This window comes from Bradyrhizobium sp. MOS001, assembly GCF_004634465.1.
Lineage (GTDB): Bacteria > Pseudomonadota > Alphaproteobacteria > Rhizobiales > Xanthobacteraceae > Bradyrhizobium > Bradyrhizobium barranii.
Genome location: NZ_SPVJ01000001.1, coordinates 412220 through 436433, shown reverse-complemented (window position 1 = coordinate 436433; position 24214 = coordinate 412220). Strand labels below are relative to the sequence as shown.

Here is a 24214-nt window from a genome sequence, read left to right as displayed (position 1 = left end):
AAGCCTGTGGCTTGATTGGCGGATGGGAACCACACAAGCACGACAGCGGAAATGCAAATCAGGGCGAGCGCGAACAAGATTCCCATTGTCTCGGCCCGCGTCGGACATCTTCCAAGCCAACTTATTTTTCGTTTGTTGAGCTCCACTGGCCTACCACTGCACGCCCGCCCAGCGCCGTCCGAACACCGGCGGTTTTGTCTTCACCGCCCGCCAGCCGAAGAAGTGATGCTTCCCCGACCAGGTGTGCACCACGCCGCTGCAGATGCTGCATTTGAAGCTGCCGGTGTGGGCTTCGCTGTGCTCTTCCCGTGTCGCGGTGTAGTTCATGCTGCAACCCGCGCAGGTGAATTCTTCGGTCGTCCAGATGCTGTTGGCCATTGCACATCAGTGTTTTTGAATGTTGGCGAGAAGCGTAGGTGCGGGGATTTGCATCGGCGTAAACTGACCTCGGGAAATCCGGTTAATCGCCGTTAGCCAAACCGGGCTCCGGTCGCGGCGTTGCAGGAGCTTCCCGGGTCTGACGAGCGCCCGTCAGTCCAAATCGCGCCGCCGATTGGTCCAAGCGCGCGCTTGATCCCACAGCTAGATTTCATCGTCGCCTCGGTCGGAGGGCGGACAATTTGGGGGTGAGATCATGCGGAAGAAACTGGTTTTGGCGTCTGCGCTGCTGTCATTGGCAACGCCAGCATGTGCAGCTGACATCATTGCGCCCGCGCCGGTCAAAGCGCCGGTGGCGGCCCAGATCTTCAGCTGGACCGGCTTCTACATCGGCGCGCATGGCGGCGGCGCCTGGAGCAAATGGACCGGCATCGACCCGACCGATCCGACAGCGACCTGGAGCTCGGCCACGGCCAGCGGCGGCATCGTCGGGGGCCAGATCGGCGGCAACTACCAGATCAGCAATTTCGTGATCGGCCTCGAAGGCACCGGCGCCTGGTCCAGCGTCACACTCAATGCCGGCGGCCCGTTCGGTGGCGGTGCCGGCTTCAACCTGTCGCTGAAGAACGACTACATCGCCACGGTCGCCGGCCGTTTCGGCGTCGCTTTCGACCGCGTGCTGCTCTACGCCAAGGGTGGCGCGGCCTTCACCCGCGACAAGTATAGCGTCAACAACGGCCTTGCCGGCCCGCTCGCCGGTTCCGCCTCGGGCAGCTTCAATCGCACCGGCTGGCTTGCCGGCGGCGGCATCGAGTGGATGTTCATGCCGAACTGGTCGGTGCGGGCCGAGTACAACTATATGGGCTTCGGCACGATCACCGAGCAGCCGGTGACGACAGGCAATCTGGTGGCGACTCCAGCCAATGTGAAGCTGAACATCCAGACCGGCACGGTGGGCGTGAACTACCACTTCTGAGCGGACGGAGCGCCACCGCTCGGCCGACTGGACCAACCCGTTCGGCGACAGCTGATGCCGCGCCGGGCGGCGCAGCGGTCCGATCCCTTGCGCCGCCGCGGGTCCGGTCGTCTTGACGCCGGATGCGCGGCTGGCAATAACGCTTTGCCGCGCAAGTGTCGGAACCCGCGTCAATGCCGCAAGGAAAGGCGTGCCCGTGAAAAGTCTCCGTCAGCTCCTGACGGGAGAGGACATTATCCAGCTCCTGATCCGGGTCGGCCTGCTTGGCCTGCTGATCATCTGGACCTTCCTGATCATCCGCCCGTTCGTGCCGATCCTGGCCTGGAGCGCCGTGCTCGCGGTCGCGTTCTATCCGGCCTTCAGCTGGGTCGCCAAGATCCTCGGCGGCCGCCCGAAGACTGCGGCCGCGATCCTCACCCTGATCACGCTCGGCATCGTCATTGGCCCGGCGACCTGGCTCGGCCTCAGCGCGGTGGACGGTGCGCGCGAACTGGCGAAGCAGCTCGGCACCGGCGACCTCGCGCTGCAGTCGGCGCCGGAGCAGCTCAAGTCGTGGCCGGTGGTCGGCCCTTGGCTCTACGATCTCTGGGATCAGGCCTACAACAACATCCGTGCGGTGCTGCGCGAGGTCGCGCCCTATCTCCAGCCGCTGGCGGGACCCCTGTTGTCGCTTGCGGGCGATGCGAGCCTCGGCACGCTCCAGTTTCTGGTCTCGGTGTTCGTCGCCGGCTTCCTGTTTCCGCATGGGCCGCGGCTGGTTGCGGCCGGGCGCGGCTTCCTGTTTCGCATCGTGCCCGAGCAGAGCGAGCATTTTCTCGAGCTTGGTGGCGCCACCATCCGCGCCGTGGCGCAAGGCGTGATCGGCGTCGCCATCGTGCAGGCGCTGCTCGCCGGCATCGGCTTCAAGATGGCAGCCGTGCCGAGCGCCGGCCTGCTCGCCTTCATCGTGCTATTGCTGTCGATCGTGCAGATCGGCGCGTTCCTGGTGATCCTGCCGGTGATCATCTGGATCTGGACCGCCAAGGACGTCACCACGGCGCTGCTGCTCACCGTGTTTCTCGTCCTCGTCGGCTTCATCGACACCATGTTGAAGCCGCTGGTGATGGGGCGCGGCCTCACCACGCCGACCATCGTGATCTTCGTCGGCGTGATCGGCGGCACGCTCGCCCACGGCATCGTCGGCCTGTTCATCGGGCCGATCATCCTGTCGGTGGCCTGGGAGTTGATGATGGCCTGGATCAGGACCGAGGACCGGGCGGCGGCGAGCGAAAGCTGAGCTGCTCGCACGGGCTGTGGTCAAAGCGCCCCGCGAACTTGTCTATTCAACTAGACAAGTTACGATAGGGCGATTCTGTTTTCGATCTACGGCAGTAATGGCGAAGTCTTCCAAGCTGGTTGCCGCAAAACGCGGCAAGGTATTGTTGGTCAGACGGCGGTCGGACGGCCTGTGGATGTTCCCGGGCGGCCGCAAGCGTTCGCGCGAGTCCGACAAGGACTGCCTGCGGCGGGAGATCAAGGAGGAGCTGCCCAAGCTCAAGCTCGGCCGGATCAGCCTGTGGAAGGAAGTGACGGCCAGGAATAAGCGCTCCGGCCGCAAGATGAGCGACGCGATCTTCATCGCCAAGGGAGCCAAGGGCAGGCTCGAGATCGGCGACAAGAAGGAGATCGACCGCGCCGCCTGGCAGAAGCCGCGCGGCATCCGCCTGACGCCGACCTCGCGCTACATCCGCGATCGGCTGTTTCCGAGCAAGCCGCGGCGCCAGTGAGGAGGGGGCCGCGTCTTCGCGGCGCCGGTGCGACAAATCGCCCGCTGGTCCACAACACGAGCCCGAAATCGACAGATCATCGTGCGGTCAGGTCGGCCTACGGTCGTGGTCTGATCGAGACGGCCCCAGCCAGCTGCTATTGCTTGACCGCCAGCGTGTCCAGGCAATGGTTGAGATAGACGGTGCGATCCCTGGGCAGCACCTTGTCGAGATCCGCCTTCAGTGCGCATTCGCGCTGCCGCATCTGCTCGGCCCGGCGCTTCTCGGCCGCCTCGCGATATTCGGGGGCAACCTTGTTGGGATCGACCAGCGCCTGCGCGCGGGCGGGAGCAGTCACGGCGAGCGCGATGGCGGCGATGATGATAATGAACTGCTTCAAATGAGCCTCCGTAAAAGGGCTCATGCTAGCGCGAGGGTAGCGAGGGCTCAAACGGCAAGTACGGCGAGGCGACCGATCGCGCAGCCTGTCCAAGCTGCGTCCGAGAGGCTGTCGGCGGAGTCGGTTTCGACGACCTGAAGTCGGCCAAATGAAGTGGGCCAAGCGAAATCGGCCAAGTGAAGTCCATTCACTTCGAGGCGTGGTCGATCTTGTGCCCGAGATGCCCGGTGTCGTGATCGCGACGCAACTGGCTCAGCGAGGTCTCGTTCAATTGATGCAAGACCTCGCTGAGCGGGGTCGCATCGGGATAACCGGCCGCAAACGCCTTTCCGTAGATCTTGCGCAACGTACCGACCAGCGTGTTGCCGTGCTTCTTGCTGATCGCGCCATCCTTGTCCCGATGGCGGCCGTCCAGGCCCGGTTCCTTCATGTGGTTCTCCCTGTGCGGCGTCTTAAGCGCCTGGAGAGAGCGTGCTCCCAAACGAATTGGTTGGCAACGGTGCGGCGCGCGGGAGTTGAGCGGCGGTCCGTTCGATCGCAAGAGCGTCGCGTTCGCGCTTCGCTCTCCTAGCTGTGAAGCCGCGTCAGATCGCGGTGGGTCGGTCGGCGTATTACATGAGCGGGAACGGACTCGATTGGAGCCGATACGATGCGTGTTGTTTTGGCCCTGGGCCTCCTGATCGTCTTGTGTACGTCTGCGGACGCCGCGCACCACGCTCGTGCGCACAATCCTGCGACACGCCATCCTCCGGTTGATCGTTTCGGCACGGAAGTGAATCCTCGCGTGCGCTTCGCGGTCCCCGGCTGGAGCGATGAAGCAACGGCGCGCTGGCTCAATGATGCCTCGTCCAACGTCGGCCGAGGCGGATAGCCACACCCGGACGCGGTACGCGAAGATCGGCGGAGCAGTGTGAACCAGTTCACACTCGCGCTTCGAGACCGGTGCTATGAAGGCCTCATTGCTTTTACCGATTGATATTTTGAAAACGCCCCAGCGCTCCCTACCAGGCGCTGGGGTTTTCATTTCGATCGCGGTCACGGCCACGGCTCGCGAAGCGTGATCGGATCGGGCGGATGATTTCTGAAAAGTGCCGAGGGGCGGGCGCGACTAAGCGGCTTGCTCCTCGAACGAGGTGTAGACCTGCCCAGCCGGATCGACGATCTGAACGTCCCAGCACCCGTCTTCGACGAGCTCTCTGGCCTTCTTGAGGGCGGCCGCGAGTGACAGCCGCTTGAGGCTGACGACGCCTGCCGTGTCGAAACCGCTGATTTCAAACATGCCGTTCCTCCGGTTTTCCTGAATCTTACACCTTTCGAGGGCGTTGTCTCCCGGCTTTTGTGGCAAGGCCCTTGGAACTGCAGACAGCTGCAGCGTCCAGTGCAGCGCGGTGGCCGCCATCGTGCCATCGGCCGACCCTGATGGTCGTGGCGCTCTCGTCGCGTTCAGGCGTCATTCAGAGGGGTTGTCTATCTTGCGGCCTTGGAGGACCGCTTCGATGTTGATCACCACTATTGCGACAATCCTTGCTCTTCATGGCGGTGCAACGGCGCCTGCCGCAGCTGTCGAACGCCCGCTCGAGGTGCAGTATCGCGGCGTACCGAGGCATCCGCCGCCGTGCGGCGATCATTGGGATCAGAGCGCCCGCGACGGGATGTGCTATCCCAACGGCTATCTCCGTCCCGAAGACCAGGCGGCGCTGCAGGGATACTATCAGGGCCCGCGGCCTTACTATGGAATGCGCCGGCGTCCGGTGCCATGCGGCCACGGCGCTGACGTCGATATCCGCGACGGTGTCTGCTACCCCAACGGCACGGTTCCACTACAATTCCAGGACCGGCCAGAGAATTATTATCGGCGGTACTGAGAGACGGGCCGTCAGGCGTGAGACCGGGTGTGCTCCGGATCAGTGTGCTCCTGATCAGCGTGCTCTTGATGAGCTAGCCGCGGAGCCGGTCCAGCGCTACGCTAAGCGGCCTGCTCCTCAAACGAGGTGTGTACGCGCCCGGTTGGATCGACGATCTGAACGTCCCAGCACCCGTCTTCGACAAGCTCTCGGGCCTTCTTGAGGGCGGCCGCGAGTGACAGCCGCTTGAGGCTGACGACGCCTGCCGTGTCGAAACCGCTGATTTCAAACATGCCGTTCCTCCGGTTCTCGTGAATCTTACACCTTTCGGGGGCCTTGTCTCTCGGCTTTGGTGCTTCGAAGCAGGCGGCCGCGTGACTCATTCGGTCGCATAGCCCCCCGTAATCGGCCGGGGCGGCCGGGCCTGCCAGGCGGCCACGTCGCTAACGTGGAATTAATCCAAAATGCCCACAATTTTAGGCAGTTGTAGGTGGGTGCTGCGTAGAGGAGCCGTCGCGAGGACGTTCCGGCGTCGGCTTCCTGTTGCTCGCTCATTTGAGGTCAATGGACATGGCCACGACATCCGAGGCGCAAGGCCTCGTCGAACAACTCGACCCCGCGGCGCTCGCGCTCGCAGTCGCAGGACTCGAGCCCGCAGCCCCGGAAGCTCCGGCCAAGCGGTCCAGCCGGAAATCGGTCCTGGCACTGTCGGTGTGTGCCCTGGCCATCAATGGTGCGGCGGCGATCTATACATTGCCGGCTGATCTTCCGTCGCCGAATCTCAGCAGTCTGGCTGAACTGCTTCCGCGCCGGGAAGCGTCCGCGCCAAAGGCGGATCCGGTTGTCGCTGCCTTGAAGGACATTCAGTCGGCCCAGCAGCAACACACGGCTTCGCTGCAGGAGAACAACCACGCCTTGCAGCAAAATGCAGCCCTGCTGCAGCAGGATTCAATGGTGCTGCTGTCTCTGCGACAGAGCATCACGGACGAACGGGTGGATGTGAGGAAGATATCTTCACAGCTGTCCACGCTCATCGCGAAGGTCGATACGCTGCAAAATGCGATGATGTCGGACGTCACGTCCTCGATCCGAAAAGCGAATGCACGCTATGGACTGTCGGCAGCGATGCGGAAGCGGATGGTTCGGCAGTCGAAGTCTGTCGGGCCGGTTTCAGTTGGGGGAGCGCCGCTGAGTGTGCCGGCTGCGACGTCGGCTCCGGAAAGCTAAAGATAGTTCAAGCGAAGCAGTTGGCATTACTGGCCCTCGAGTTCACGTTGGCCGGTCTTCTTGTCATGCCAAGCAGGACACGATGGCAAGCACGACGTCTGCGCTTAGCTCCCCTGAGTACATCGTGAAAAGGATGCCAGCGCCAAGAACAACAGCAGAGACCTTGAGAATAATCATTTTGAGATCCCCTCGTGGGTGACGAGACACTGGACCCGGATTGTTTCCTGAGTGCTTCGCGTGATGCGGCGAACGGTTTCATTCACCGAGACGTTATCCGTGAGGGGCTGCTCGACTTGGAGGCCCGAACCCCTAGCTCGCGAATGGGGCGGTGGCCGCTGGCTTATCCCGAGACTGCGGTTGGGCCGGGCGACGCGCATACATTTCAGCAAGCTTCTCCGGTCCGGGATATTCGCCTTTCCAAAGCTGAGGAAATGGTCGCCGGTTCAAAATCGATGGTTCGAGCGCCGCAATTTCAGCGGAAACAAAGTCCGTCTCAAGCCTAATCCTATTGTGGAGCGCTACCCCACCTTGGAAGGCGATCCCTTTGAACTTAGTCCACGCGTCTCGATCAAACGGCCGCCGGGTTCCAAGCAAGGCGTTTCTTACTTCATTTACCGCTCGCAGAGCGTTGTCGACAAAGTAGACAGTCAAGCTTTGTGCATTCTCGTCGCCCCACAAAGTTCGCCGCGCCGCATTTAGGACTCCAGCGCTTTGTTCGAGGCGATCAAAAGCGGCTTGCCTGCCTTCGTTGGCGCCAAGGCCGGAAAGCAATAGCCCGGTTTCCATAGATTCGAGATTCGCGGCAACGTTCTCGATTAGGATTTTCATGTCGATGAGTTCGGCAGCACGCTGTCGCAGACGCTCATAGTGCGCAAAGTTGTTCTGCCTGACCAACTCAGAAAGTTGGCGCTGCATTGGCAGGATCGTTCGATAAGCGGCTATGCCAGCAACAATCGCTGCGAGAAGCGATACGGCAGCTCCTAAGGCATTTCCGGCAAATCCTATCCAAGCGTCTGGATTGGCGGCGTTGCTCGCGTGCCAGATTGGCCCAGCGATTCCAAGCCACATCATCGTCGCAAATATCCACAGGATCGCGACGGCAGTCGCGACGCCTGGCCAATGTCTCTCATTCATGCAGCCGTTCCGAGCTCCGCCAGAACATCAGACTTCAACCGGAGGGCGAGCGCAAGGGTCCTCAGTTGCTCCGTTCCGACCTCCAGCCGGTTTCCCGATGTGAAATGGTGGCGGTGATATCGACGTCTCTGCCGGCGGACTGGCGCCAGGCCGCCACGCCGAAACACACCGTCAGCGTCAATGTCGTCAGCAATAGCAGCACCGACAGAAACTGGCTCACGCATACCCCCAAGCAAGATCACACACGAGGGCGCGCACATCTGGTTGATTCGGAAAATGCAGTCCGACTGACCTAGGGAGCGTTTTCCCCAAGGTTGCAGACCCGTGGACCAACACTCGTAGCCCTTGAGCCACCGCGCTCAGGATCCGGCTCCGCACACACCAGGCTTCTGCGCTTCACAAGAATTGGCCGGCTATTGCCGTCGCCACGGCATAAGCTTTGGCTGGATGCTCGATGTCAGCCTCGCCGGCCTTCGCTCTATGATGGAGGCGATTGTCGGCGGCGGTGACTTCACAGCGCTAATTGCTTGGATGGACCGGCGCTGTAGATCTCGTCCGACCGACCAAATTGGAATCGCAGCCCTAGATCTCGCGATGGAATTAGCTGGCAACGCAGTGAAGCGCTGACCCGCCGGTTCACGCTGGCGGCCCCCCTTTAGAATTCGCTAGTTGGGGGGGCTGCCGCTCTTGGCCTTGGACGAATGTTTCACTACCGGTTTGGCTGGCGTGGCCGGCTTCTTCGCTTCGTCGCCGCGGGCAGTTCCCCACGGATCGACTGCCTTCTGGTCGGGAACATTGCCGAGGGAGCGTTGATAGGCGCGCTCGGCCCGAATGTCGTCCGCCTTCTCGGCCTCCGTCTTGTCCTTGGACTCGCCGTACATTGGAACATGGTCCTGAGCCAATGCGGTCTGTGCGATCAGGGCAAACATGACAGCGGCGGCGATTTTGCGCATCGAGAAACTCCTGGTTCTGCGACTAGCATAACATCGCGCCGATTGCGGCATCAATGCATCGGAGTGGCGTCCGGTAACGGCTGATGACGCATCGCCGCCGCCGGTTGAAGCGGTAGAGATAAGCCCGGCGGCTCACAAGGTCGGCGGGGTTCTCTTGCGGGGCAGGCTAGTCATCATCCGCCGACGAGCCGTTAGTTCGCTAGTTGAGCGCGCGCCTGTTTGACATTGCGTGAGACGACACGATCGTAGGCCGATAAAGCGGCATCGGTCGCTAACTCAACCATTTCTCGATAGGCGGCGTCGTTCGTTTGAGTGAAGCTTTCGCGGATTGCTCTGGCAAGCTGTTCGTCTGAAACGGCGTCTCCAGGGGCCGCTCGTCCGGTGAGTCGGCTATACAGATTCAAGCGATACACGTCGGCGGCGATTTGCCAGGCCCAATCCTCCAGTCCCAGTTGTTGAACCACCCGGTCGACCCCTTGCTCTACGTGCAGAAAAATTGGGGTAGTCGACGCTGGGCATAGAAAAAACTAACTCAGGTTAGAAAAAATCTGCCCTACAAATTCAGGTGGAAGCCGCCGCTCGAGGCGCGCGCCGGTTCAGGCACCAACAAATACGCCGCCGGGCTCTAATACATTGTCCCGGCGGCGGTGTTCATTTCCAGCCCCGAGATGGGAACTAACAAAAACCTCGGATAGAGATTTTACGTACGAAACCTGGGAAGGTTTCAGGCTGCCGGTTCACGCTGGCGGGCCTTGGCAGGCCCTGCAAACTCCTGTTGATGTGGCCGAGGAAGCTGTCACATTACTTTGACAGACAGGTGCCAATTTGGAAGGCGCTGGGATTTCAGAGCCCAGACCGGAATACGCGGCGAACGCTGCCAAGCGAATATATTCCGCTTGTGCAGCGTTCAGTATCCTCTCAATTTCGGGAGTTCGGCGTGTTTGATGCTGAAATGACTGCGCTGCTCAGGGCGGTGCTCGATGAAGTTTGCGAAAATATTCCTGTAAGCGAGACGGGCGCCAGAGCGTACGTTGCTTCGAAGCTGCTCGATGCCGCGGCACATGGACAGCTCTCGACCGACGCGTTGAAAGCGGCGGGTCGCGAGGCCCTGAGCCCACCAACGATGTGGCGCTGATTATCCGCTCCACATCACTCGATCACATCGTATTCGAAGGCGACGCCCTCCGGGTCGTTCTCCTCAAACCGTCGTTCCGCGGCGCCCACCGTCGCGAAGACCTTGATGTGATCGATGTCGCCGACCTGCTTGGGGTGTTGCGCCGGCCCTAGTGGGGCTCTTTCGCGCGCATGGAGCGCATCTGCCCGGATCTGGCGGACGGGGAGGGCGTGCTGCCGCTTGAGCGCGCCGGCCTAGTGGCGATCGCGAGCAATTGCCGCGCTGCCATCCTCGACGCAGATCGGCAATCAGTTTGCCAACACAGTGCCCACACACGGCTTTTTCGGTCGGCTTGTGATTTCGCTTAAGTCATTGTTTTGGCTTGGTGAGCGCGCTGGGGCTCGAACCCAGGACCCCGTGATTAAAAGTCACGTGCTCTACCGGCTGAGCTACGCGCTCCCATGGCCGCTGATGGCTTTCAAGATCGATCGCCATCGTCTTCGGACATTCGAGAAGCATGTCTTGCCGCTGCCTCAACTGGCGTCGCGGGGAAAAACCGGCTGTTTCCGGATCATGCTTTCGGCCCGCGCTGTGTAGGGGGACGGGGCGCTGAGGTCAATAGTGCGAGTGGCGGCCCAAACTCTTGGCGGAGGCGGGGATTCGCTCGCGCTTTCCGCCGCTTAGACCGGAATTTTCAACCCGATTGGCGGCCCGCTATCCACGCCGAACAGCGCCGGTGGCTTGCCGGCGCGGAGGTTTCACCCGCGCCGAGAGGCCGTTCGTCCGTCAGTTCGCTTCCCGCCGGACTTCGCTCGGCACCGGTTGCGGCGTGCCGGCGGGGGTCGGCAGGGCCACGGGGCGCAGGCCGATCAGTTCGGCGGTGCGGATCGCGCTGTCGCGCCAGAACTGGAACGAGTTGATGCGGCTGAGCTCGAGGATCGCGATCGCGACCGCGGCCAGGAACGGCAGGCTTTGCAGCACCAGGACGCCGGCGAAGATGTAGATCTCGGTGATCTGGCGATAGCTGTTGGAGGCGATCAGCACGCCGGCGCCGATCACCAGCAGGGTGCCGATCACGGCCTCCCAGAACGCCTGGAACTCGATCGACATCCTGGACAGGCCGCCCTTGGAGGTGCGCGCGAACGCGATGTGCTCGGTGATCAACCCCTGCGCGACCGCGCGCGACACCGTCCATTGCACGCTCATCGCGGCGATCATCGCGCCCATCATCTGGCCGGGCTTGATCGCGACGCGCGCGCGGTACATCGACAGGAAGTGCGCGAGCGAGACGATGAAGGCGCCGATGATCGGCAGCGTCAGAATCTTGTCGGGGATGGCGATGTCGGCGAAGGCGACGATCGGCACCCAGATGAGATTGAGCAGCGCCACCACCACGCCGAGGCTCTCGGCGCCGAGCCAGTTCAGCCAGCCCAAGCCATATTCGCGCTTCTGATCGGGCGTCAGCCGACTGCGGCCGGGCAGGAAGTTCCGCCAGTGCTTCTTCACGATCTGGAGGCCGCCATAGGCCCAGCGGTGACGCTGCTTCTTGAAGGCCTCGTAGGTGTCGGGCAGCAAGCCCTGGCCGTAGCGATGATTGGTGTAGTGGGTGGTCCAGCCGAGTTGCTGGATCGCGAGGCCGAGATCGCTGTCCTCGCAGATCGTGTCGGACGACCAGCCGCCGGCCATGTCCATCGCGGCGCGGCGGATCAGGCACATCGTGCCGTGCACGATGATGGCGTTGGCCTCGTTGCGCTGGACCATGCCGATGTCGAAGAAGCCGGCATATTCGCCGTTCATGATGTAGTGCATGATCGACAGGTCGCCGTCGCGATGCTCCTGCGGCGCCTGCACGAGGCCAACGCGCGGGTCGGCGAAAGCAGGCACGAGGTCCTTCAGCCAGTCGGGATCGACGACATAGTCGGCATCGAGGATGCCGATGATCTCGGCATCGACGGCGGTGCGATCCATCGCGATCCGCAGCGCACCGGCCTTGAAGCCCTGCACCTTCTCGGCGTTGATGAACTTGAAGCGTTCACCGAGCGCGCGGCAATGGTCCTGGATCGGCTGCCAGAACGCGGGATCGGGCGTGTTGTTGATGATGACGACGCATTCGTAGTTCGGATAGTTCAGCCGCGACAGCGCATCGAGCGTCTGCTTCAGCATCTCGACCGGCTCGAAATAGGCGGGGATGTGGATCGAGACCTTCGGGTAGTAATTCTCGGGAACGTTCTCGACCGGCTTGCTCTTGGAGAGCAGCCGCTGCGGCGGCCGGCCCAAGGCCACTGCCGCGATCTCGTCGACGCGCGCCATCGCGATGAGGACAAGGGGAACAAGCAGGATCATGCCGAGCGTGAGCGCGAAGGCCGAGCCGAAGATGAAATAGTGGTCATTCCAGAACGCGAACACGGTCGCGGCCCAGGCGCCGACGCCGTTGGCGGTCGCCGATAGCAGGAACGCCTGCCTGGCGGTCGGCTGTTCCAGCCGCAGGATCGGCAGCGACAGGAGGATGCCGACCAGCAGCGCAATTCCCATCAGCTTCCAGTAGTCGGGATTCTCGACCGGGCCGGTCCAGGCGAATTTCGGCTCGCGGCTGGCGTTGAGGATGCCCCAGTACGGGCCGACGCCGCCCTCGAAATATTTCCAGGGCTGATCGATGGCTTCGACGATGTTGTATTCCATGCCGATGGCTTCGGCGCGGCTAACGAAGTTGCGCAGGGTCAGCGCCTGCTGGAACGGACCGGGGTCGGCGTTGCGAAGGTTGTAGCCCTGGCTCGGCCAGCCGAATTCGGCGATCACGATGCGCTTGCCCGGGAACAGGTTGCGCAACAGGTTGTAGCGATCGACGGCCTGGTCGACGGCCTGGTCCGAGCGGAAGTTTTCCCAATAGGGCAGCACGTGGGCGGCGATGAAGTCGACGTTGGAGGCAAGGTCGGGATTGTCGCGCCAGATGTTCCAGATCTCGCCGGTCGTGACGGGCACGCGGACCGAGCCCTTCACCTTCTTGATCATGTCGATGAGGTCTTCGACCTTCTGCTCGCCGCGGTAGATCACCTCGTTGCCGACCACGACGCCGACGACGTTGCTGTTCTTGCGGGCGAGTTCGATGGCGGCCTTGATCTCGCGCTCGTTGCGATCCTTGTCCTTGTCGATCCAGGCGCCGACGGTGACCTTGAGGCCGAACTCGGCCGCGATCGGCGGCACCAGCTCCACGCCGCCGGTGGACGAATAGAGACGGATCGCGCGCGTCATCGTCGACAGCGTCTTCAGGTCGGCGCGGATTTTCTCGACGGTGGGGATGTTGTCGATGTCGGGGTGCGCCGCGCCTTCGAACGGGGCGTAGGAGACGCTGGGCAGCAGGCCCTTGAAGTCGGGCGCGGGTTCCTTGTCGCGCAGGACTCCCCAGATGCCGGCGTGAAGCACGGACACAAGCAACAGAACGGCGGCGACAACGCGCATCGCGGCTAAACCAAAAGGGGCTGAGGTGGCAGGGAAGCGGATCCGACCCCGAGATCCGACCGAGTCCGCGGCAAATGGAGCATACCTCTGCCGCGCGGTTTCACTACTGTCATGGCCTCATGACCGTATGAGGGCATGACAGTTTCGGAATGTGCGGCAGTGCCAACCGCTTCTATCGCCGATCGTTCCTGAACGGCGGCTGAAACGATCGCGGCTATTTCGAGGGCGCCGGTGTCGGGCTTGCCGCAGGCGCGGGGCTCGCGGCCGGCTGCGGGGCCTGCGAATTGCCCGTGGTTGGCGCCGCCGGCTGGGAGGCGCTGGCTGACGCCTGCTGCGGCTGGGATGCCGGGTTGATCCAGCAGGCGTGCACGCGGCTGTCCAGGGTCTCGGCGACCTTGGGATCGATCTGGCCGCCAAAGCGGGTCAGGCAGCGGAAGGCGGCCTGGATGTGGCCGCCGGGGCAGCCGAAGCGGTCGTAGAGGTCGAGATGGCGGAACGCGGTATCGAGGTCGTCGCGCCACATCAGCCGCACCACGCGCCGGCCGAGCCAGACGCATTCGGGGTTGCCGGCCGGGCCGTTGATGACCTGGGCTGCTTCGGCGAACTCGTCGGTGCGGCGCTGGTTCTGGGCGGCGTCCTTGGCGGCGGCATCGGCGGGCTGGGTGGCTGCCTTGCCCTGGTCCGGGGCGGGCGTGCCGCTCTGGGCGGAGGCGCCACCGAGACCGACCATCACGACCAGGGAGGAGACGGCCAAGGTGGCGGCGAACTGCCGCAGGACCGCATTTCGTAACTCGAACACCCGTTGCCGCATGAATTCCCCAATATATCAGCTGACCGCCCGCGCCAGGACCTCGCGGACTCGCCGGTGATGGCGTCCAAATGGGTCCCCAATGCGGCGGCAAAGTCCTGCCGAGTCCATGACCTGAATTTGAAATTTTGTCCAGCAAAGTCACGATCCTAGGCCTCTGTCGAACGGCCGCAGGTAAATTCCTCGGGGGAGGGAAGGATCCATCCCGGACACACCCCTTGGCAGATGGCGCGTGAGCAGGTAATCGACGGCACCTCGCGGAGGACGGAACCGATTTCTCTTCGTACGCCACTGGCGCTTCTGCTCGTTTCACTGGGTGCGATTGCTGCCGTGTGGTGGTGGCTGGCCACGCCAATCACGCTCGCGCGCGCCCCGATCGACCCGGCCGACAAGGTCCAATGCGTCTCCTATGCGCCGTTCCGCGGGGAACAGTCGCCGCTGAACGCGTGGACCCATATCGAGGCCGACCAAATCGAGCAGGATTTGCGCCAGCTCAAGGAGATCACCGACTGCGTCCGCACCTATTCGATGGAGAACGGGCTCGACCAGGTGCCGGCGATCGCCGCCAAGGTCGGCGGGCTGAAGGTGCTCCAGGGCATCTGGCTCTCCAGCAACCGCGCCAAGAATTTTGAGCAGGCCGCGCTCGCCGTCCGCCTCTCCAAGGAATTTCCCGGCATCATCACCAGCGTCATCGTCGGCAACGAGGTGCTGTTGCGCGGCGAGATGACGACCGCGGACCTCGTCTCCATCATCCGCTCGGTGAAGGCGCAGGTCAGCGTGCCCGTCACCTATGCCGACGTCTGGGAGTTCTGGCTCAGGAATCGCGAGGTCTATGACGCCGTCGACTTCGTCACGATCCACATCCTGCCTTATTGGGAGGATGTTCCGGTGAAGGCGAAGTTCGCAGCGAGCCATGTCGAGGCGATCCGCGAGCGCATGGCGGTCGCGTTCCCCGGCAAGGAGATCCTGATCGGCGAAACCGGCTGGCCCAGCGAAGGGCGCATGCGCGAGGGCGCGCTGCCGTCGCGCACCAACCAGGCGCGCGTCGTCTCGGAAATCCTGGGCCTGGCGAAAGCAAACAAGTTTCGCGTCAATCTGATCGAGTCCTATGACCAGCCCTGGAAGCGCAAGCTGGAAGGCACCGTCGGCGGCTATTGGGGCCTGTACGACTCGGTGCGCCGGAACCTGAAATATCCGCCGGGCCAGCCGATCAGCAATTTCCCGTACTGGAAATGGTACATGGGCGCCGGCATGGGCCTCTGCGTGCTGGTGTTCGCGGTCGCCGGCCTCACGCTGCGCAGGCGGCCGTGGACGCCGCGCTTCTCGGCCTGGCTCGGCGTCGCGATCTCGGCGACGTCAGCGGGCACCCTGCTCGGGATCGGCGCCGACAAGATGTACTATGAGAGTTACGGCATCGGCGGCTGGCTGCACTGGGGCGCGCTGCTTCTGGCCGGCATCCTGTCGCCGATCTTCTGCTCGCAGGCGATGGTGATCGGCCGCAGCCTTCCGACCTTCCTCGATCTGCTCGGCCCGCGCGAGGGCCGCAAATGGTCGAAGCTCACCGCCGTGCTCGGCCTGACGCTGGCGGTGACCGCGGTGATCGCGGCGCAGACCGCGCTCGCCTTCGTGTTCGACTCGCGCTACCACGACTTCCCCTACGCCTCGCTGACGATGGCGGTGGTGCCGTTCGCGGTGCTGATGCTGAACCGGCCGCAGATCGGCCAGCGTCCGATCGCGGAATCGGTATTCGCGGGCCTGCTCACGCTGGCGGCCGCCTATGTGCTGTTCAACGAGGGCCGCGAGAACTGGCAGTCGCTGTGGACCTGCGCGATCTACTTGCTGTTCGCGTTCACGCTGTGGCGGGCGCGGGCCGAGCAAATCCAAGAATGAACAGGCCGATCGCAAGGCCCGACAGCACGACATTGTAGAGCACGATGCCGAGGCCGGCGGCGACGATGCCGACGGTCAGCAGCACGATCGACGGCCGCATCAGGTTCAGCGTCGCAACCACCAGCGCGACGATGCCGAACACCGAATTCTTGAACAGCACCGTCGAGACTGTGCGCGCCTTGCAGATCAGCGTCTGCAGGCCAGCGTCACAGGCGAGGCCGACGGTCGAGTTCTCGATGCCGAGATAGCGCAGATAGATCGCATAGCCGACGGACACGAAACCGACGACGATCAGGAACTGCACCTGGTAGGGCGTGAGGCGGAAGGGCTTTTTTGTCATGGGCGCAATATGGTCGGGATGACGGGAGGGGGCAACAGGCGAGGTGGATATTTCTGATCGCTTGCGCTGTTCGACGAGTCATTGGTCGACGGCCATTGACGCCCCAATTTGATGAGAGGCCGCAGTGATCTAACTCGTCCGCGTTCCTACCGCCTGAAGAACGACGACAGCGTCGATCCCGCCGAGGCCGTCTCCGGCTTCGCCGGTGCGGCCGGCGGCTGAGGCGCGGGTGCAGGCGCGGGCTCCTCGCGCTTCGACGAGCGTTTTGAGGAGTAGCTGCGGCGGCGCTTCTCCGGTTTGGCGCCAGGAGCGGGCGCTGGCGCAGTCTCGGCTTGCGGGACGGCGTCCTGGTTCTTGTCCGCGTTCTTCTCCTGAACCCGGTCCTGAGTCTTCTCTTGTCCCTTCTCCGATCCGCCGCGCATCGACAGCCGCTGGCCGTCGAACACGGTGGTCTCGCAATGGCGGTCGCTTTCGGCAAGGCCCGCGCAGAGCTTTGCGGCGGCGGCGGCATTGATCAGCGGGCCGGCGCCCAAGCGGAGCTGCATGCCGAGGCCGGTGTTGCCTTCCTTGATCATGATGATCGGCCGCAGCGCCGCGACCTCCGGATTGGACTTGATCAGGCCGCGCCAGAGCGCGCGCAGGCCGTCGAGCGAGTTGGCGCCACCGAGGTCGATGGCGAAGCGCGTCTGCTGGACAGCGATCGCGGGGGCCTCGCTCTCGGCCGTCTCCGGCGGCTTGGCTGGCGCCGCGGCGACCTCGGTCGGGGTGGGCGCCTGTTCGGGCTTCTTCTCGGCGGCCTTCTCCGTCGTCTCGGGCTGCGTCAGCTTCGATGCGGCGGGATCGGGTGGCGCCATGATCGACTTGGATGGCACCAGCGGAAGCATGGGCAGTGCCGACGTTGTCAGCGGCGACTGCGATACCAGCGAGGCCATGGCGTCGTTCTGCGGCGGCGGGATCAACTGATCCTTTGCGGCCTCCTTCACAGCGTCTTTTGTCGGCTCCTTCGCCTGGTCCTTCGCGGCTCCCGCGCGCGGCTTGTCACTCGAGGGAGCCGGCGTGGAGGCGACCGGCGCGACGCTAGGCGCCGCGGGCTGCGCGTCAGGCGCCGGCGCGTCCTGCGGTTTCGCGCTCTGCTTGGCGATGGCGCCGGTGACGGAATCCATCCCTTGCTCGAGCACGGTGACGCGCGAATAGAGCCGGTCCCGATCGGTGTTCAGCGTCTCGATGGCGGAGGCGAGGCGGCGGGCCTCGTTCTGGCTCTCCTTGGTCAGCATCTGGAGCCGGTCGGCCTGGCGCGACAGATCGGCGGACGCAACCTGGTCACGGCGCCAGCCGAGCTGGGCCTGATTGGCCATCACGGCCATCACGACAGCGCCGACGGCAACCACGCCCCACGCGCCCAGCCGCCACATCATGCTGCGGTCGACCGCGCTTTCCTCGGCCAGAAGTCCGGAGAACAGCCCGCCGGTCTCCTTGGTCCCGAAGGCGTCCGCCAGTGGGTCGGAATCCTTTGCCATGAACGTTAAGTGCCCAGCCCCGAGCTGCTTCCCCGAATCAATCAGGGAACATTAACAGGAAAACCCCGTCGCACTTGAATTCCGGGCGTTTGCGGGGGTAGCAAGGCGACAGCTCATGACGGCATCGGCCTGGCGCCGCCCGTTGATTCGGCCATGTTTGACAGGATTTCGATGACCGCCCGTTCCAGCCTCACGATCGTACTCGCCGCCGGCGAAGGCACGCGCATGCGATCGAACCTGCCGAAAGTGCTGCATCCGGTCGCCCACCAGAGCCTGCTCGCGCACGTGCTCGCCGCCACACCGAAGGGAACCGGCACCTCGCTCGCCGTCGTGATCGGCCCCGACCATCAGGCGGTCGGGGACGAGGCGAAACGTATCCGTCCCGATGCGCTCACCTTCGTGCAGGCAGAACGGCTCGGCACCGCGCATGCGGTGCTGGCGGCGCGCGAGGCGATTGCGCGGGGCGCCGACGATCTGCTGATTGCCTTCGGCGACACGCCGCTGATCTCGGCCGAGACCTTTGCGCGGCTGCGCGCGCCGCTCGCGAAGGGCGCAGCAATCGCCGCGCTCGGCTTTCGCGCCGCCGATCCCACCGGCTATGGCCGCTTCATCGTCGAGGGCGACCGTCTGGTCGCGATCCGCGAGCATGCCGATGCCAGCGCGGAAGAGCGCAAGATCGATCTGTGCAATGCCGGCCTGATGGCGATCGACGGGCGCCGTGCACTCGCGATCCTCGACAAGATCGGCAATGCGAATTCGAAGGGCGAGTATTATCTGACCGACGCGGTCGGCGTCGTTCGTGAACAGGGATGGGAGGCCGTCGTGATCGAGACCAGCGAGGACGAGGTGCGCGGCATCAACACCAAGGCGCAGCTCGCGGAGGCCGAAGGCGTGATGCAGGCGCGCTTGCGCAAAGCGGCGATGGAAGCAGGCGTCACGCTGATCGCGCCCGAGACCGTTTATCTGTCCGCCGATACCGTGTTCGGCAATGACGTCACCATCGAGCCGTTCGTGGTGATCGGTCCGGGCGTGTCGATCGCCGACGGCACGGTGATCCATTCCTTCTCGCATATCGTGCAGACCACGCTCGGCAAGAACGTCTCGATCGGCCCCTATGCGCGGCTGCGACCCGGCACCTCGCTCGGCGACGGCGCGCGGATCGGCAATTTCGTCGAGACCAAGGCCGCGACGCTGGAGGCCGGCGTCAAGGTCAACCATCTCTCCTACATTGGTGACGCCACCATCGGCGCCAATTCCAACATCGGCGCCGGCACCATCACCTGCAACTACGACGGCTTCAAGAAGCACAAGACGATCATCGGGCAGGGTGCCTTCGTGGGCACCAACTCTTCTCTCGTCGCGCCCGTGAAGATCGGCAACGGCGCCTATATCGGCTCGGGCTCGGTGATCACGCGCGATGTGCCCGACGACGCCATGGCGCTGGAGCGCAACCAGCAGACCATCAGGGAAGGCGGCGCCGCGCGCTATCGCGAGATGAAGACCGGCGGCAAGAAGCCGGAAAAGAAGCCGGAGAACTGAGCGCCAACTGCCGTGTCCTCTCGCTTTGTGCGCGATCTCTTCAGTTTTCTGATCGACACATTCGTCACGGGGATGGGGCGACTGCTGCTGCGGGAAGTGAACGAGTACGATCCGCCCGAGATTTTGGCCCTCGTCATCGGGCTGGCGTTCTGGGCGCTCCTCATTTCCCTCGTCTGGGCCGTGACGCTGGGGTGGTAGGGCGCGCCGCTATTCGTCGTCGGAGAATTCCGAGAAGATCGCGCGCGTCAGGCGCCAGCCGCGCGGCTTTGCCCGTTTCGCAGGTTCTCCGGCGGCGTGCTTGACGAAGACGGGCTTGCTTTCCTTGCCGCGCTGGGGCGGCGGCCAATGCGCAAGGTGCGTGCCAGTGGTCTCGCTGGCGCGCAAGAACGTCGATGACAGACCTTTGCGGTCGGATGAGCCTTTCATGGCCTTATTCTCCTGTCCCGGAATCGTTGGCCAAACTTGTTGACAAGGAGTTAATGCGCGCGGTTTAAGGCCGGCCAATTCGACGCAGTCGAAGCCGGATGCGAAACGGTGCTGTCTCAATCAGCAATAATTATTGAGTATCTGGTTCCTTAGGAACTTCGCTAAAGACCGAGCGGATCGTTTAGGCGATTTTTCGACGATTTGGGGGATATTGATCCGCATGTGCGGGATTGTCGGCATTCTCGGGCGCACGCCGGTTGCAGAGCAATTGGTGGATTCGCTCAAACGTCTTGAATATCGCGGCTACGACTCCGCGGGCGTCGCCACGCTCGAAGGCAAGCATCTCGAGCGCCGCCGCGCCGAGGGCAAGCTGAAGAACCTGGAGAAGCGTCTCGAAGCCGAGCCGCTCAAAGGCACAACCGGCATCGGCCACACCCGCTGGGCCACCCACGGCAAGCCGACCGTCAACAATGCCCATCCGCACGCGACCGAACGCGTTGCCGTGGTCCACAACGGCATCATTGAGAATTTCCGCGAGCTGCGCGAGGAGCTCGAGAAAAAGGGCACGGTGTTCCACACCGAGACCGACACCGAGATCGTGCTGCATCTCGTAGACGATCTGCTCACGCGCGGCAACAAGCCCGTGGAAGCGGTGAAGCTGACGCTGGCGCGGCTGCGTGGCGCCTTCGCGCTCGGCTTCATCTTCGCCGGTGACGACGACCTCATGATCGGCGCCCGCAACGGCCCGCCGCTCGCGATCGGATATGGCGACGGCGAGATGTATCTCGGCTCCGATGCCATCGCGCTCGGCCCCTTCACCGACACGATCAGCTATCTCGAAGACGGCGACTGGGTCGTGCTGACGCGCAAGGGCGCCACGGTCTTCGACAAGGACGGCCACGCCGTCCAGCGCGAGAAGATCAAGCACGCCGCCTCGACCTCGCTGGTCGACAAGGCCAATTACCGCCACTTCATGGCGAAGGAAATCCACGAGCAGCCGGAAGTGGTCGGCCACACGCTAGCGTGCTATGTCGACATGGCGACCGAGCGCGTCTCGCTGCCGGTCAAGCTGCCGTTCGACTTCAAGAGCATCCAGCGCATCAACATCACCGCCTGCGGCACCGCGAGCTACGCCGGCTTCGTCGCGAAATACTGGTTCGAACGCTTTGCGCGCGTGCCGGTCGAGGTCGATGTCGCCTCCGAATTCCGCTACCGCGAGGCGCCGTTGCGCAAGGGCGATCTCGCCATCTTCATCTCGCAGTCGGGCGAGACCGCCGACACGCTGGCCGCGCTGCGCTATGCCAAGGCTGAGGGCGTGCACACGGTGGCCGTCGTCAACGTGCCGACCTCGACGATCGCGCGCGAGAGCGAGACCGTGCTGCAGACGCTCGCCGGCCCCGAGATCGGCGTCGCCTCGACCAAGGCCTTCACCTGCCAGCTCATGGTGCTGGCAAATCTTGCGATCGCGGCCGGCAAGGCCCGCGGCGAATTGTCCGACGAGGACGAGACCAAGCTCGTTCATGGCCTTGTCGAGATCCCGCGCCTGATGTCGGACGCGCTCACCACCGAGCTCCAGATCGAGAAGCTCGCGCGTGAGATCGCCAAATCGCGCGACGTGCTCTATCTCGGCCGCGGCACCAGCTTCCCGCTCGCGCTCGAAGGCGCGCTGAAGCTGAAGGAGATCTCCTATATCCATGCCGAGGGCTATGCCGCCGGCGAGCTGAAGCACGGGCCGATCGCGCTGATCGACGAGACCATGCCGGTCGTCGTCATCGCCCCCTATGACCGCGTGTTCGAAAAGACCGTCTCCAACATGCAGGAGGTTGCCGCCCGCGGCGGCAGAATCATCCTGATGACGGACGCCAAAGGCGCGGAGGAGGCGACCGTCGAGTCCCTCGTCACCATCGTCATGCCCGACATGGCGGCCGCGTTCACACCGATGGTCTATGCCGTCCCCGTTCAGCTGCTCGCCTATCATACGGCGGTCATCATGGGCACCGACGTCGACCAGCCGCGCAACCTCGCGAAATCGGTGACCGTGGAATAGGCAGAAGGGATCAGGCCGGAACACTAGGTAGTCTTCCAAAACCTGCTAGAAGACCCTAGCTTGAGTGCAGCGACCGACCTGGAACCCGAATGACCCCCCGCGACGACGCGCCTGCGCCGCTTGATCCCATCCCGGAACCGCATACCGGCCTGATGGGCCGCTTCCGCAATTATTTTCTGACCGGCCTCGTCGTGACGGGGCCAATTGCCATCACGCTGTATCTGGTCTGGTGGTTCGTCACCTGGGTTGACGGCGTGGTGCGGCCGTTCGTGCCGCTGGCCTACCGGCCCGAAACCTATCTGCCGTATGTCGTTCCAGGTTGGGGACTGATTGTCGCATTCTTCACGCTGACGCTGGTCGGCTTCCTCGCGGCCAACCTGATCGGCCGGACGCTGGTCGATATCGGCGAAACCTTCCTCGGCCGCATCCCGGCGGTGCGCGCCATCTATCGCGGCCTGAAGCAGGTGTTCGAGACGCTGTTCTCGGGCAAGGGCTCGAGCTTCCGCAAAGTCGGCCTGGTCGAGTTTCCGTCGCCGGGAATGTGGTCGATCGTGCTGATCTCGCAGTCGCCGAATGAAGAGGTCGCGCGCAGCCTGCCGGGGCAGGAGGAGCACGTCTCCGTATTCCTGCCGTGCTCGCCGAACCCGACCACGGGCTTCTTCTTCTACGTGCCCAAGAGCAAGATCGTCGAAGTCGACATGAGCACCGAGGACGCCGCGACCCTGATCATGTCGGCCGGCGTGGTGCAGCCGGGCTTGGCGCCGGACCCGAAGAAGGCCGCCGCGCTCGCGGGCATGGCGAACGCCGCGCGCATCGCCAACGCGTCGGCGCTCCAGCCCCAGCCTGCGAAGGTGGAGTAGGGCCATTCCCGTTTCGGATGGCCGCATTCACGCAAGCACTTTCGTCCTCTGCTAGTCTTCCGGTTGAATTGAGCGCCTCGCTCGGAATTCGACCTGGAGTGCATGATGACGAAGACCATTGCGATCCTCGCGCCCGGCGCCATGGGCAGCGCCGTGGCCCGCCGCCTCGGCGAAAACGGTGCGCGCGTGCTGACATCGTTGAAGGGGCGCAGCGAGGCGACGCAAAAGCGCGCCGCGGATGCCGGCATGATCGGCGCCGAGGACGACGCGATCGTGGAGGCCGACATCATCCTTTCGATCGTGCCGCCGGGCGAAGCCGTGGCTTTGGCCGAACGCCTGGCCGCGCTGATCGTCCGGCGCGAGAAGAAGCCCATCGTCGTCGACTGCAACGCGGTCAATGTCGATACCGTTCAAAGAATCGAGGAGATCATCGGCTCGGCGCAGGCGCCGTTCGTCGATGGCGGCATCATCGGCTTCCCGCCGCAGCCCGGCAGCAAGAGCCCGGCTTTCTACCTGTCCGGCGAGTACGCTGGGGATCTCGCGGTGCTGAAGGATCTCGGGCTCGACGTGCGGATTGTCGAGGGACCCGTCGGCGCGGCCTCCGCGCTGAAGATGTCCTATGCCGGTATCGTCAAGGGCCTGGCCGGCATCGGCTCGGCCATGGTGGTCGCGGCCACGAAAGCGGGCGCGGCCGATGCGCTGCGCGACGAGCTCGCGCTGAGCCAGCCCGCGGTCCTGGCCCGGCTCGAAGTCGCGCTGCCGGACATGATCCCGAAGGCCTATCGCTGGGTCGCGGAGATGCGGGAGATCTCGGGTTTCCTCGGGCCCGACCATCCGGCGAGCCAGATCTACGAAGGCTTTGCACGCTGGTTCGAGCACCTCGCCGCGGATGCGAATGGCGAAGCGGTGGATGCGGCACTGCTGAAGGCCTTCGCAGCGCGTGTCGCGCAGAAGAAGGCCTGACCGTCCAGTCCGACGTCACGGCGATGGATCACTCGCCGTGCACTGAAACCGACTCCAGAAAACCCTGGATGTCCCGGTCGCGTCTCAGGCGCACGACCGGGACATCGGGGCCATATTGAAGGCGCTCGGCCTCGATGACGGGCACGCGCTCGGTGTCGTAGCGCCACGCCTCCTTCATCAGTTTCCAGTCGAACTGTTCCGGACATCCCTCGGGCAGATCGGGTCGCGTCGTGTCGCGATCGAACGCGGAGCGCCAGAGAATGCGCCACTGGCAGAGCCAGCGTGGGCGGTCGATGACGACCAGGGTGTCGGCACGCGCAAGCGTGAGATCGAAGGCGAGCCCCGAGAAGCTGCCGTCGATGACCCATGCGTCGCCCGCGATCTCCTCCGCGACGCGTAGACGGAAGCTGGCCTTGTCGGATGGCTTCCATCCCGGCCGCCAGTAGAGCACGTCGAGATGCACCACGGGCAGTCCAAGCTTCCGCCCGAGACTTCGGGAGAGGCTCGTCTTTCCGCTTCCCTGAGAACCGACGACGATGACCCTGCGCATGAGCGCAAGGTTTCATAAAGTCGACCGCGGCGAAAGGGTGAGTCTTC

General features: G+C 63.8%; 28 protein-coding genes and 1 tRNA gene. 13 read left to right on the top strand and 16 right to left on the bottom strand.

Annotation, left to right across the window (positions count from 1 at the left end):
* Positions 1 to 150: 150 nt before the first annotated feature.
* Complete coding sequence (locus CT676_RS02090) at positions 151 to 378, bottom strand: hypothetical protein (RefSeq protein WP_135213691.1); 228 nt, start codon at positions 376 to 378, stop codon at positions 151 to 153.
* Between the two features lie 256 nt (positions 379 to 634).
* Here CT676_RS02090 and CT676_RS02085 point away from each other — a divergent pair, with 256 nt between their 5' ends.
* The 3 genes from CT676_RS02085 to CT676_RS02075 all read left to right on the top strand — a co-directional run bounded on the left by CT676_RS02085 (position 635) and on the right by CT676_RS02075 (position 3120).
* Positions 635 to 1354 carry an outer membrane beta-barrel protein gene (locus tag CT676_RS02085; protein WP_135213690.1) on the top strand — a complete coding sequence of 240 codons (720 nt, stop codon included), beginning with the start codon at positions 635 to 637 and terminating at the stop codon, positions 1352 to 1354.
* Positions 1355 to 1544: 190 nt separating this feature from the next.
* Entirely contained in the window at positions 1545 to 2630 is a 1086-nt protein-coding gene (locus CT676_RS02080; protein ID WP_063983192.1) for an AI-2E family transporter, read from the top strand.
* Between the two features lie 97 nt (positions 2631 to 2727).
* Positions 2728 to 3120 carry an NUDIX hydrolase gene (locus CT676_RS02075; protein ID WP_028152127.1) on the top strand — a complete coding sequence of 131 codons (393 nt, stop codon included), beginning with the start codon at positions 2728 to 2730 and terminating at the stop codon, positions 3118 to 3120.
* A 136-nt stretch (positions 3121 to 3256) separates the two neighbouring features.
* Here the strand turns inward: CT676_RS02075 and CT676_RS02070 are convergent, their stop codons facing one another.
* From CT676_RS02070 to CT676_RS02055, 3 genes are all read right to left on the bottom strand, one after another.
* Positions 3257 to 3499 carry a hypothetical protein gene (locus CT676_RS02070; protein ID WP_063983193.1) on the bottom strand — a complete coding sequence of 81 codons (243 nt, stop codon included), beginning with the start codon at positions 3497 to 3499 and terminating at the stop codon, positions 3257 to 3259.
* Positions 3500 to 3686: 187 nt separating this feature from the next.
* Positions 3687 to 3929: a hypothetical protein gene (locus tag CT676_RS02065; protein ID WP_028152129.1), complete on the bottom strand. Its 243-nt coding sequence runs from the start codon at positions 3927 to 3929 to the stop codon at positions 3687 to 3689.
* Positions 3930 to 4607: 678 nt separating this feature from the next.
* Positions 4608 to 4898: a hypothetical protein gene (locus CT676_RS02055; RefSeq protein ID WP_135213689.1), complete on the bottom strand. Its 291-nt coding sequence runs from the start codon at positions 4896 to 4898 to the stop codon at positions 4608 to 4610.
* Positions 4899 to 4995: 97 nt separating this feature from the next.
* On the opposite strand from CT676_RS02055, the gene CT676_RS02050 reads away from it, so the two are divergent.
* The gene (locus tag CT676_RS02050; RefSeq protein ID WP_049807936.1) at positions 4996 to 5364 is read left to right on the top strand and encodes a hypothetical protein; all 369 of its coding nucleotides are present in this window, start codon (positions 4996 to 4998) and stop codon (positions 5362 to 5364) included.
* Positions 5365 to 5465: 101 nt separating this feature from the next.
* Here the strand turns inward: CT676_RS02050 and CT676_RS43840 are convergent, their stop codons facing one another.
* Complete coding sequence (locus CT676_RS43840; protein ID WP_166096634.1) at positions 5466 to 5636, bottom strand: hypothetical protein; 171 nt, start codon at positions 5634 to 5636, stop codon at positions 5466 to 5468.
* A 271-nt stretch (positions 5637 to 5907) separates the two neighbouring features.
* Here CT676_RS43840 and CT676_RS02045 point away from each other — a divergent pair, with 271 nt between their 5' ends.
* A complete protein-coding gene (locus tag CT676_RS02045) occupies positions 5908 to 6570 on the top strand; it encodes a hypothetical protein (RefSeq protein ID WP_167767901.1) in 663 nt (220 codons plus the stop codon).
* 309 nt (positions 6571 to 6879) lie between these two features.
* Here the strand turns inward: CT676_RS02045 and CT676_RS02040 are convergent, their stop codons facing one another.
* From CT676_RS02040 to CT676_RS02020, 4 genes are all read right to left on the bottom strand, one after another.
* Positions 6880 to 7704: a hypothetical protein gene (locus CT676_RS02040; RefSeq protein ID WP_135213688.1), complete on the bottom strand. Its 825-nt coding sequence runs from the start codon at positions 7702 to 7704 to the stop codon at positions 6880 to 6882.
* A gap of 61 nt (positions 7705 to 7765) precedes the next feature.
* Positions 7766 to 7924 (bottom strand): hypothetical protein, encoded by a 159-nt coding sequence (locus CT676_RS45095; protein ID WP_244623041.1) that lies wholly within the window; start codon positions 7922 to 7924, stop codon positions 7766 to 7768.
* Between the two features lie 445 nt (positions 7925 to 8369).
* Positions 8370 to 8657 carry a hypothetical protein gene (locus CT676_RS02025; protein WP_135213686.1) on the bottom strand — a complete coding sequence of 96 codons (288 nt, stop codon included), beginning with the start codon at positions 8655 to 8657 and terminating at the stop codon, positions 8370 to 8372.
* Positions 8658 to 8848: 191 nt separating this feature from the next.
* Positions 8849 to 9121: a hypothetical protein gene (locus tag CT676_RS02020; RefSeq protein WP_135213685.1), complete on the bottom strand. Its 273-nt coding sequence runs from the start codon at positions 9119 to 9121 to the stop codon at positions 8849 to 8851.
* Positions 9122 to 9594: 473 nt separating this feature from the next.
* Here CT676_RS02020 and CT676_RS02015 point away from each other — a divergent pair, with 473 nt between their 5' ends.
* A complete protein-coding gene (locus CT676_RS02015) occupies positions 9595 to 9792 on the top strand; it encodes a hypothetical protein (RefSeq protein ID WP_193560862.1) in 198 nt (65 codons plus the stop codon).
* A complete protein-coding gene (locus CT676_RS43835) occupies positions 9783 to 9944 on the top strand; it encodes a hypothetical protein (protein ID WP_167767900.1) in 162 nt (53 codons plus the stop codon). The genes CT676_RS02015 and CT676_RS43835 overlap by 10 nt, the downstream gene beginning before the upstream one ends.
* A 210-nt stretch (positions 9945 to 10154) precedes the next feature.
* Here CT676_RS43835 and CT676_RS02005 read toward each other — a convergent pair.
* The 3 genes from CT676_RS02005 to CT676_RS01995 form a co-directional block, all read right to left on the bottom strand.
* Positions 10155 to 10230, bottom strand: a tRNA-Lys gene (locus CT676_RS02005).
* Between the two features lie 327 nt (positions 10231 to 10557).
* Positions 10558 to 13227 (bottom strand): glycosyltransferase, encoded by a 2670-nt coding sequence (locus tag CT676_RS02000; RefSeq protein ID WP_063983203.1) that lies wholly within the window; start codon positions 13225 to 13227, stop codon positions 10558 to 10560.
* 214 nt (positions 13228 to 13441) lie between these two features.
* Complete coding sequence (locus CT676_RS01995) at positions 13442 to 14038, bottom strand: beta-1-3, beta-1-6-glucan biosynthesis protein (protein ID WP_135213684.1); 597 nt, start codon at positions 14036 to 14038, stop codon at positions 13442 to 13444.
* A 222-nt stretch (positions 14039 to 14260) separates the two neighbouring features.
* Between CT676_RS01995 and CT676_RS01990 the strand changes: the two genes are divergently transcribed.
* Positions 14261 to 15925, top strand: a complete 1665-nt coding sequence (locus tag CT676_RS01990; RefSeq protein ID WP_135213683.1) for a beta-(1-6) glucans synthase — start codon at positions 14261 to 14263, stop codon at positions 15923 to 15925.
* Here the strand turns inward: CT676_RS01990 and CT676_RS01985 are convergent.
* The gene (locus tag CT676_RS01985; RefSeq protein WP_028147889.1) at positions 15885 to 16265 is read right to left on the bottom strand and encodes a hypothetical protein; all 381 of its coding nucleotides are present in this window, start codon (positions 16263 to 16265) and stop codon (positions 15885 to 15887) included. The genes CT676_RS01990 and CT676_RS01985 overlap by 41 nt on opposite strands.
* 146 nt (positions 16266 to 16411) lie before the next feature.
* A complete protein-coding gene (locus tag CT676_RS01980; RefSeq protein WP_135213682.1) occupies positions 16412 to 17782 on the bottom strand; it encodes a hypothetical protein in 1371 nt (456 codons plus the stop codon).
* Positions 17783 to 17953: 171 nt separating this feature from the next.
* On the opposite strand from CT676_RS01980, the gene glmU reads away from it, so the two are divergent.
* Positions 17954 to 19321, top strand: a complete 1368-nt coding sequence (gene glmU, locus CT676_RS01975) for a bifunctional UDP-N-acetylglucosamine diphosphorylase/glucosamine-1-phosphate N-acetyltransferase GlmU (RefSeq protein ID WP_135213861.1) — start codon at positions 17954 to 17956, stop codon at positions 19319 to 19321.
* 12 nt (positions 19322 to 19333) lie between these two features.
* Positions 19334 to 19519: a hypothetical protein gene (locus CT676_RS01970; protein ID WP_135213681.1), complete on the top strand. Its 186-nt coding sequence runs from the start codon at positions 19334 to 19336 to the stop codon at positions 19517 to 19519.
* Positions 19520 to 19528: 9 nt separating this feature from the next.
* On the opposite strand, the gene CT676_RS01965 is transcribed toward CT676_RS01970, so the two are convergent.
* The gene (locus CT676_RS01965; protein WP_071913760.1) at positions 19529 to 19747 is read right to left on the bottom strand and encodes a hypothetical protein; all 219 of its coding nucleotides are present in this window, start codon (positions 19745 to 19747) and stop codon (positions 19529 to 19531) included.
* A 220-nt stretch (positions 19748 to 19967) separates the two neighbouring features.
* On the opposite strand from CT676_RS01965, the gene glmS reads away from it, so the two are divergent.
* The 3 genes from glmS to CT676_RS01950 all read left to right on the top strand — a co-directional run bounded on the left by glmS (position 19968) and on the right by CT676_RS01950 (position 23617).
* Positions 19968 to 21794 (top strand): glutamine--fructose-6-phosphate transaminase (isomerizing), encoded by a 1827-nt coding sequence (gene glmS / locus CT676_RS01960; protein WP_135213680.1) that lies wholly within the window; start codon positions 19968 to 19970, stop codon positions 21792 to 21794.
* An 89-nt stretch (positions 21795 to 21883) separates the two neighbouring features.
* Positions 21884 to 22654, top strand: a complete 771-nt coding sequence (locus CT676_RS01955; protein ID WP_135213679.1) for a DUF502 domain-containing protein — start codon at positions 21884 to 21886, stop codon at positions 22652 to 22654.
* A 105-nt stretch (positions 22655 to 22759) separates the two neighbouring features.
* Positions 22760 to 23617, top strand: coding sequence for an NAD(P)-dependent oxidoreductase (locus CT676_RS01950; RefSeq protein WP_135213678.1), 858 nt, complete (start codon positions 22760 to 22762; stop codon positions 23615 to 23617).
* A gap of 28 nt (positions 23618 to 23645) precedes the next feature.
* Here the strand turns inward: CT676_RS01950 and CT676_RS01945 are convergent, their stop codons facing one another.
* Entirely contained in the window at positions 23646 to 24167 is a 522-nt protein-coding gene (locus tag CT676_RS01945; protein WP_085404732.1) for an AAA family ATPase, read from the bottom strand.
* Between the last annotated feature and the right edge of the window lie 47 nt (positions 24168 to 24214).